Raw genomic sequence first — 7432 nt, 5'->3', positions numbered from 1 at the left:
GCCGTGGGGCGCTCGCCGGCGGGGGGTGGGCTGGGGGGCGGCCGCGGGGAGCACCCCGCCAGGCGGCGGGCCCCCCCGGGCCCCCCCCCCCCCCCCCGGTGTAGGGGGGGGGCGGCGCAGTCGCACAAGCGGACATGACCACGCCTGCTAGACCCAGACCGACCAGTGACAAAACGATACGCATCAGTTCCACCGCGTGCAGAGGACGTCGGCGAGATAGATCCGGCCGCCGACCGTCTGGGCCGCGCCGTTCTTGGACCTGACGTAGCCAACCGACTTGCAGAAATTGTCGGATTCGCGGGCGACGCAGGCGGCGCTGCCGCCCTCGCGGTCGCAGGCGTCGATCCGGCGGCCGCGATACTCCGGCGCCGGGAAGAACTCTGCCGCCATGCCCTTCAGCGAGCGACCGCCGCCACCGCCGGGAACCGGCTGCGGCAGCGGCGTGGGCGCGCCGGAGGCCACGCGGATCGAGCGCACGCCGCTGACCCCGATCTGAGCCTGAAGGTTGACGCTGGAGCCGCTGAGCACCGTGCAGCGGCCGCGGAAGTTGGGCAGCTCGCAGACCTCCCAGGAGCTGCCGCCACCCATGCGGATGCTGCGTGCAGACCAAGTGGCCGGGATGGTCGACATGTCGCGCACCACGGTCAGGCTCCGCCCCTGGTAGTTTGGCGCCGAAAACAGCTGGGCGTTGGGGGCCATGCGGTCCTGGGCCCCGGCCGGCGCCGCCAAGGCCAGCAGGGCGGCCGACGCCAGAATGATCCGTGACAGCATGCCGTCCTCCCAAATCGCCCGTCGCCGACTCTAATGGACAAGCGCGGCTGTAGTTCCCGCGCAGCGTGCGTTGACAAGCAGGTGGACCCCGGGCCTTGGTCCGGCCGGTTCAAAGAAGGAGCGATCGATGCTGGCGGACGGGTATCACGATGTGGCGCCGGGCAAGATCGCCACCATCGTCACCTCGCTGGAAATGCATGCGCCGCCGCCGTCGCGGGCCGAGGCCGACGGCGCCAGCTGGACGCTGCGGCGCCTGGAGCAGCCCGGCGTCGCCGAGTACCGCGACCTCTATTCCGCTGTCGGTCGCGACTGGCTGTGGTTCTCGCGGCTGCTCATGCCCGACGCCGAACTGGCCGCCACGATCGGCGCCGACGGCGTCGAGGTCTATCGGCTGGAGGCCCCGGAGGGCGTCGGCATCCTGGAGCTCGATTTCCGGACCGAGGGCGAGTGCGAGCTGACCTTTTTCGGCGTGTCGCCCGGGCTGGTCGGCGGCGGTGCGGGGCGCTGGATGATGAACCGCGCCGTGCAACGGGCCTGGGCCGCGCCGATCAAGCGTTTCTGGGTGCACACCTGCAGCCTCGACCACCCGGGGGCGCTGGCCTTCTATGTCCGCTCGGGCTTCACCCCGTTCCGCCGTCAGGTGGAGATCGCCGACGATCCGCGGCTGCTGGGCCTGGCGCCGCGGGACTCCGCGAGCCACGTGCCGCTGATCTAGCCGACCGCTAGACGTTCAGCGCGGCGATGTCGGCAGTCATGTAGCGGGCGTCCTCGCCATAGCCGGCGACCTTGTCGCGCAGCGGCGGCGGCAGGTCGTCCTGAACCGCGTAGCCGAGCTTTTCCCAGAATCGCCAGGCGTCCTGGACCGCGACCAGGTCGCCGCGGGTCAGGCCCTCGCGCCGGGCGGCCGTCGACGCCGATCCGACCAGGGCGCGCCCGAGGCCCAGGCCGCGGGCGGCTGGCCCGATGGCCAGGTCATGGACGAACCAGTTATCGCTGGGCGGCGGCGCGCTCAACGTCACGCCGATCGGCGGCGGGCTGGCCGCCGGCCACGGATGGCTGAGGATGTAGGCGAGCAGGTCGTCGCCGTCGAAGGCGCCCCAACACAGGTTCGGCGCCACGGTCAGGCGGCTGGCCAGGATCTCCTGCGGCTCATGGAACAGCGGCGCGAAGGCGACGAGCTGCAGGGCGGCGACGGCCGGCATGTCGGCGTCCGTCAGGGGGCGGAGCGTAGGGAGCGAAGTCATGGCGCGACCTCATACACCGGGACTGTGGCGGCGGCACGACGTCTGTCCTCGGCCGGCCTTGGCGGCTATGGAACGGCCAGGCGTCACGGGCGAGGTCGAGATGAGCGTAGAGATCCTTCAACAGCACAAGGTCCATGGCGGGACGCTGAGCTATGTCCGCCATCAGAGCGCGGCGACCGGCACGCCGATGCGGTTTTCGGTGTTCATGCCGGGCGAGGCCCAGGGGCCCGTCCCCTATCTGGTCTGGCTGTCGGGGCTGACCTGCACGGAGGACAACTTCACGACCAAGGCCGGCGCCTATGCGTACGCGGCCAAGGCCGGCGTCGCGATCGTCGCGCCCGACACCAGCCCGCGCGGCGAAGGGGTCGCCGACGACCCGGCCTATGACCTCGGCCAGGGCGCGGGCTTCTATGTCGACGCCGTGCAGGCGCCGTGGGCGCCGCACTTTCGCATGGAGAGCTATGTCGCCGCCGACCTGATCGCGGCGGCGGAAGGCGCCTTTCCGCTAGACGGCGGACGGCGCGGGATCTTCGGCCACTCGATGGGCGGCCACGGGGCGCTCACCCTGGCGCTGCGTCATCCGCAGCTCTTCAGGACGGTGTCGGCCTTTGCGCCAATCGCCTCGCCGACCCGCTGCCCATGGGGCCGCAAAGCGCTGGGCGCCTATCTGGGCGAGGACGAAGCGGCCTGGGCCGCGCACGACAGCGCCCTGCTGATCGCCGCCGGCCAGGCGCGCGGCCGCGAGATCCTGGTCGACCAGGGCGGCGCCGACAGCTTCCTGGTCGAACAGCTCAAGCCCGAATTGCTGCAGGCGGCGGCTGTCGAGGGCGGCGCGGCCCTGACCCTGCGCATGCAGGAAGGCTACGACCACTCCTATTTCTTCATCACCAGCTTCATCGGCGACCACATCGCCTGGCACGCCGCCCGACTCTGAGGCCGGCGGAAGCGGCCGGCGGACGCGCCGCCGGCCGCATGGCGCTAGAGCGCGCGCTTGTAGAGGTCGAGCAGTTCGGCCCAGGCCTTTTCGGCGGCCGCCTCGGCGTAGACAGGACTGCCCTTCACCGTCCACCCGTGCGCGGCGCCGGCATAGACCTCGACCCGGCTCTTCAACTTGGCGGCGTCGAGCGCGGCCTTGAGCTTTTCCTTCGCGGCCGGATCCTGCTTGTCGTCATTGTCGGCGACCAGGACCATGTACTCCGCGTGGGTCTTCGGCAGCAGCAGGTGCGGACTGGTCGGGTCGTCGGTGAAAAGCCCGCCGCCATGGAAGCTGGCCACCGCGCCGACGCGGTTCGGAACCGCGCCGGCGGTGCGGAAGGCGAGCGGGCCGCCCATGCAGTAGCCCTGGGTCCCGACCTTCTTCTTCCGGTCGGTCTGGGGCTGGGCGTCGAGGAAGGCGAGATAGGCGACCGCGTCGCGGTCGGTCCCGTCCGGCGTCACGCTGGTGCGCAGCGGGGCCAGTTTGGCCCGGTCGTCCGGGCTGGCGAAGTTGAACGCGCCCTCGATCACCGGCGCCTTCTTGACCCGGTAGTAGAGGTTCGGGACCAGCACCACATAGCCCGAGGCCGCCAGACGCTTGCCCATCTCGCGGAACACCGGCCGCAGGCTGAGCACGTCGGGCCACAGCAGCACGGCGGGCCATGCGCCCTTGCCCTCCGGATAGTAGAGCGCCGCATCGGCGAGCCCGTCGGGGGTCTTGATCTCGACGTCCTTCTCGACGACCGGCGCGGCGGCGTGAGCGCTGGCGGCGGTCAGGCCGGCCGCCGCCACGGTCATCAGGCCGAACGTCCGGCGCGAAACGGTCGGGTCCTCAATCAGGCCCTGGTGGATATCGTCGTCGCACATGGCGTCACCTCCCTCTTCCAGCCCATGGAGCGCAGCATTTGTTGCGCGGATGTGTCGGAGAGGGAAGCTCGGCCTCAGGCCGCCAAGCCCAGGCGCTCCAGTTCGGCGAACTCCGCCCGCGGCAGGGTCGGTCGCGCGGCGTGCTCGATCACCGCGGCGTAGGCCTGCGGCGGGGCTCCGGCCTTCATGCCGGTGAGCAGGCCCGTACGCTCCTCCGGGTTCATCGCCGGCAGCATCATCCGCATCGTCGCGATGGTCTCGTCCGGCGACAACGAGGCGACGATCGCCTGTTCGATCGTCATCAGTTCCTCGTCGCTGAACAAGGCGCAGAGCAGCGGCCAGGTCGTCGTCTCCTCGTGCAGCATGTGCAGGAGGTCCTCGGCGACGAAGGCGCTGAACTCCAGATAGAGGACGCGGCCCAGTCCCGGCCGGTCGGCGGCCGCCCCGTGCTCGACGCGGGCGATCGCGGCCTGCAACGCCGCGAAGCGGGCGCGGTGATGCTCGTGCTGGTCCTGCAGGGTCGCGACGGCGTCCGGCGCGCGGGCGGCGAGCGCGGCGTGGATGTGGTCTTCTTCGTGGGCCAGGTGCTGGCCGGCGATTTCCAGGTGGGCGCGCAGGTCGGCGAGCAGCGGGCGCAGGTCGGCGGCGTAATCCGCCGAGCCCAGCCGCGCGGCCATCGCGCCGTGCGCGCGGCGCAGTCCCTTGTGGACGGGGCCGTAGATATCCCAGCGGCGCGCGGCCGAAAGGGCGAGGAGGTCGGTGCTGGTCATGGAGCGTCTCGCGGCGAGGCCCCCGGAAGGGCGGATGGCTGTTGGCGCGCTCCTACGCCCGACCTGCGGGCGCCTCATCCTAAATGGTTCCTAAGCGCCGAACGCCGTTCCTAAAACAACGCTATCGAGCTAGCTTCCCGGCCAGGGGAACAGGTGTGATCGATGCGGAACTGACGGCTCTGTTGCGCGAGCCGGTGATGATGGTGTTCGCGGCCAGGAGCGCCGCCGGCCTGCCGGCGCTGGGGCGGGCGCTGGGCGCGCGCCCGGCCGCCGACGGCGCGACCTTGGACATCTTCACCCCCGCCGCCCAATGGAGCGAGGCGCTGGGCGGCCTGGCGCCGGGCGCGCTGCTGGCCTTCACTTTCGTCCAGCCCGACACCTATCGAACGTTCCAGCTGAAGGGCGAGCTGATCTCCATCATGCCGGCTGACGCCCGCGACATCGCCGCCGTCGACCGCTACGTGGCCGAGGTCTCGCAATCGCTGACTGCGCTGGGCGTTCAACCCCAGCAGATGGCCCATTGGCTCGGGGGCCGCGACCTCATGACCCTGCGCTTGGCGCCGACCATGGCCTTCCGCCAGACCCCCGGCCCGCACGCAGGCGAGCGCCTGCCGGACCGCGGCGCATGAAGACGCCGCTGGCCAGCATCCGCGACTGTTTCGAAGGCGTGATCCCGTCGATCATCGCCACCCTGGACGCCGACGGCCTGCCGAACGTCTCCTACCTGTCCCAGGTCTATCTGGTGGACGACGAGCATGTGGCGCTGTCGAACCAGTTCTTTTCCAAGACCGCCGCCAATGTCGCGGCGACCGGCCGGGCGCACGTGCTGCTGGTCAGCGGGCGGACGGGCGAGCAGTTCGCGCTCGATGTCGAGCACCGGGCCTCGCTGACCGAGGGCGCAGTGTTCGCCAAGATGTCCGCGCAGTTGACCGCCATCAGCTCGCAGCACGGCGTCGGCGAGGCGATGGTGCTGCGCAGCGCCGAGCTCTATCGGGTCAATGAGTGCCGGGCGATCCCCGGCCCGCCGCCGGCCGACATGCCTGCGCCGCCCGCACAGGACCGGCTGGCCCTGGCCGCCAAGGTCGCTGCGGCGATCGCCGCGCAGTCGGACGCCGAGTTGATGATCGACGCGGCGATCCACGGACTGGAAAGCCTCTTCGGCTTCGCCAACGCCATGCTGCTGATGCTCGACGACGACGGCGGCCGGCTGACCACCTTGGCCAGCTGCGGCTACGCCCACCGCGGCGCCGGGTCCGAGGTATTGCTGGGCGACGGCGCCATCGGCATCGCCGCGGCCAGCGGCCAGGCGGTGCGGCTGAGCGACATGAGCCGCGGCCGGCGCATGGCCGCGGCGGTCCGGGCGACCTCGACGCTCGACGCCGAGCGCCTGATCGCCCTGCCCGGCCTGGACGAACCGCAGAGCCAGCTGGCCGCGCCGATGGTCAGCCGCGGCAAGGTCCAGGGCGTGCTCTTCGCCGAGTCGTCCGAGCGCTTCTGGTTCGGACCGGAGGACGAGGAGGCGCTGATGCTGATCGGCGGCCAGTTGGCGGCCAGCCTGCGCCTGGCCGAACTCGAGGCCCGAGACGCCGAGGCCGCTGCGGCCAGGAGCGAGCCGGCCCGCGCCGGCGGCGACATCCGGGTGAAGTACTTCGCCCATGACGACAGCCTGTTCCTGGACGACTCCTACCTGATCAAGGGCGTGCCCGGCCGGCTGCTGTTCCACTTCCTGACCGTGTTCGCGCAGACCGGCCGGCGCGACTTCACCAACCGCGAGATCCGGCTGGAGGCCTCGCTCCGCCTGCCCGGGCTGAAAGACAATCTGGAGACCCGGCTGATCCTGCTGCGACGGCGGCTGGAGGAGAAGGGCGCGCCGATCCGGCTGGCGCGCCCCGGGCGCGGTCAGATCCGCCTGGAGCTCGACGGGGTCCCGCGGCTGGAGTCTGCGCCTTCCGCGACCTGATCAGCCGGCCCGCCAAATGCCCCGCGCAATGAGACGAAGCTGGCTTGCGATCAGGTGCTCGCGCTCGGCCCACGGGAAGCCCGGCTTGGCGATCAGCAGCGAGACCAACCCATGCATCGCCGACCAGGCGCACTGGGTCAGGGTCTCGATGTCGAGATCGACGGTCAGGCCCAGCGCCTGCAGCTTGGCCAGTTCGCCCCGCAGCACGCCGTAGGTCGCCTGCACCGCCGGCGCCGTGGCCACGTCCTTCGGCTCGTGCCGCAGTTTGCGCACGTGCTGGCCCTCGGACATGAAGGCGATGCGGTACATGTCCGGGTTTTCGAGCCCGAAATCGACATAGATGCGCAGCATCTGGACGACGCCGTCGAGGTCGACGAGCGGACCGCGGCCGCCGGCGAGCTTCTCGGCCAGCAGCGCGAAGGCGCGGTCCTGCAGCTCGTGGCCGATGTCGTCCTTGGTCGGGAAGTAGGCATAGAGCGTCGGCTGGGAGATGCCCACCGCCTGGGCGATCTGGCGCGTCGAGACCGCGTAGATCCCGAATTCAGTGAACAGGCTGAGCGCCGCGGCGAGGATTTCCTCGCGGCGTTCGGCCCCCTGGCCCTTCGCCTTGCGGGGCGAACGTGAGCGCGGCGCATTCATTCCTGCATGCCTGTCATAAGCCGTCCTCGCTTGACAATCCCACATTATCGATCACTGATCATCTATCACTGATTGATTGTTGGAGACACCGGTGCGTATCAGGCGTTTTGTGAGACCACGCCTCGTGCATGCCGGAGTGGGGGGGGGGCGGCCCCCCCCCCCCCCCCCCCCCCCCCCCCCCCCCCCCCCCCCCCCCCCCCCCCCCC

General features: G+C 70.9%; 9 protein-coding genes. 4 read left to right on the top strand and 5 right to left on the bottom strand.

Annotated elements, in window-relative coordinates; all coding sequences use genetic code 11:
• Positions 1 to 183 precede the first annotated feature (183 nt).
• Positions 184 to 771: a beta/gamma crystallin-related protein gene (locus OUA97_RS22825; RefSeq protein WP_267234385.1), complete on the bottom strand. Its 588-nt coding sequence runs from the start codon at positions 769 to 771 to the stop codon at positions 184 to 186.
• Between the two features lie 127 nt (positions 772 to 898).
• On the opposite strand from OUA97_RS22825, the gene OUA97_RS22820 reads away from it, so the two are divergent.
• Positions 899 to 1486, top strand: a complete 588-nt coding sequence (locus OUA97_RS22820; protein ID WP_267234384.1) for a GNAT family N-acetyltransferase — start codon at positions 899 to 901, stop codon at positions 1484 to 1486.
• A 7-nt stretch (positions 1487 to 1493) separates the two neighbouring features.
• On the opposite strand, the gene OUA97_RS22815 is transcribed toward OUA97_RS22820, so the two are convergent.
• On the bottom strand, positions 1494 to 2015 hold the full coding sequence (locus tag OUA97_RS22815) for a GNAT family N-acetyltransferase (RefSeq protein ID WP_267234383.1): 522 nt from the start codon (positions 2013 to 2015) through the stop codon (positions 1494 to 1496).
• Positions 2016 to 2115: 100 nt separating this feature from the next.
• On the opposite strand from OUA97_RS22815, the gene fghA reads away from it, so the two are divergent.
• Positions 2116 to 2949, top strand: a complete 834-nt coding sequence (gene fghA / locus OUA97_RS22810; RefSeq protein WP_267234386.1) for an S-formylglutathione hydrolase — start codon at positions 2116 to 2118, stop codon at positions 2947 to 2949.
• A 44-nt stretch (positions 2950 to 2993) separates the two neighbouring features.
• On the opposite strand, the gene OUA97_RS22805 is transcribed toward fghA, so the two are convergent.
• Both OUA97_RS22805 and OUA97_RS22800 read right to left on the bottom strand, forming a co-directional pair.
• Positions 2994 to 3857, bottom strand: coding sequence for a dienelactone hydrolase family protein (locus OUA97_RS22805; RefSeq protein ID WP_267234382.1), 864 nt, complete (start codon positions 3855 to 3857; stop codon positions 2994 to 2996).
• Between the two features lie 74 nt (positions 3858 to 3931).
• A complete protein-coding gene (locus tag OUA97_RS22800; protein ID WP_267234381.1) occupies positions 3932 to 4627 on the bottom strand; it encodes a hypothetical protein in 696 nt (231 codons plus the stop codon).
• A 155-nt stretch (positions 4628 to 4782) separates the two neighbouring features.
• Between OUA97_RS22800 and OUA97_RS22795 the strand changes: the two genes are divergently transcribed.
• Entirely contained in the window at positions 4783 to 5256 is a 474-nt protein-coding gene (locus tag OUA97_RS22795) for a hypothetical protein (RefSeq protein ID WP_267234380.1), read from the top strand.
• Complete coding sequence (locus OUA97_RS22790; RefSeq protein ID WP_267234379.1) at positions 5253 to 6587, top strand: GAF domain-containing protein; 1335 nt, start codon at positions 5253 to 5255, stop codon at positions 6585 to 6587. Before OUA97_RS22795 ends, OUA97_RS22790 begins: the two co-directional genes overlap by 4 nt.
• Here OUA97_RS22790 and OUA97_RS22785 read toward each other — a convergent pair whose 3' ends face one another.
• On the bottom strand, positions 6588 to 7226 hold the full coding sequence (locus OUA97_RS22785) for a TetR/AcrR family transcriptional regulator (RefSeq protein WP_267234378.1): 639 nt from the start codon (positions 7224 to 7226) through the stop codon (positions 6588 to 6590). It lies immediately after the preceding gene.
• Between the last annotated feature and the right edge of the window lie 206 nt (positions 7227 to 7432).

The sequence above is a fragment of the Phenylobacterium sp. 58.2.17 genome, from assembly GCF_026411515.1.
Lineage (GTDB): Bacteria > Pseudomonadota > Alphaproteobacteria > Caulobacterales > Caulobacteraceae > Phenylobacterium.
This window is presented reverse-complemented; position numbering and strand designations above follow the sequence as displayed.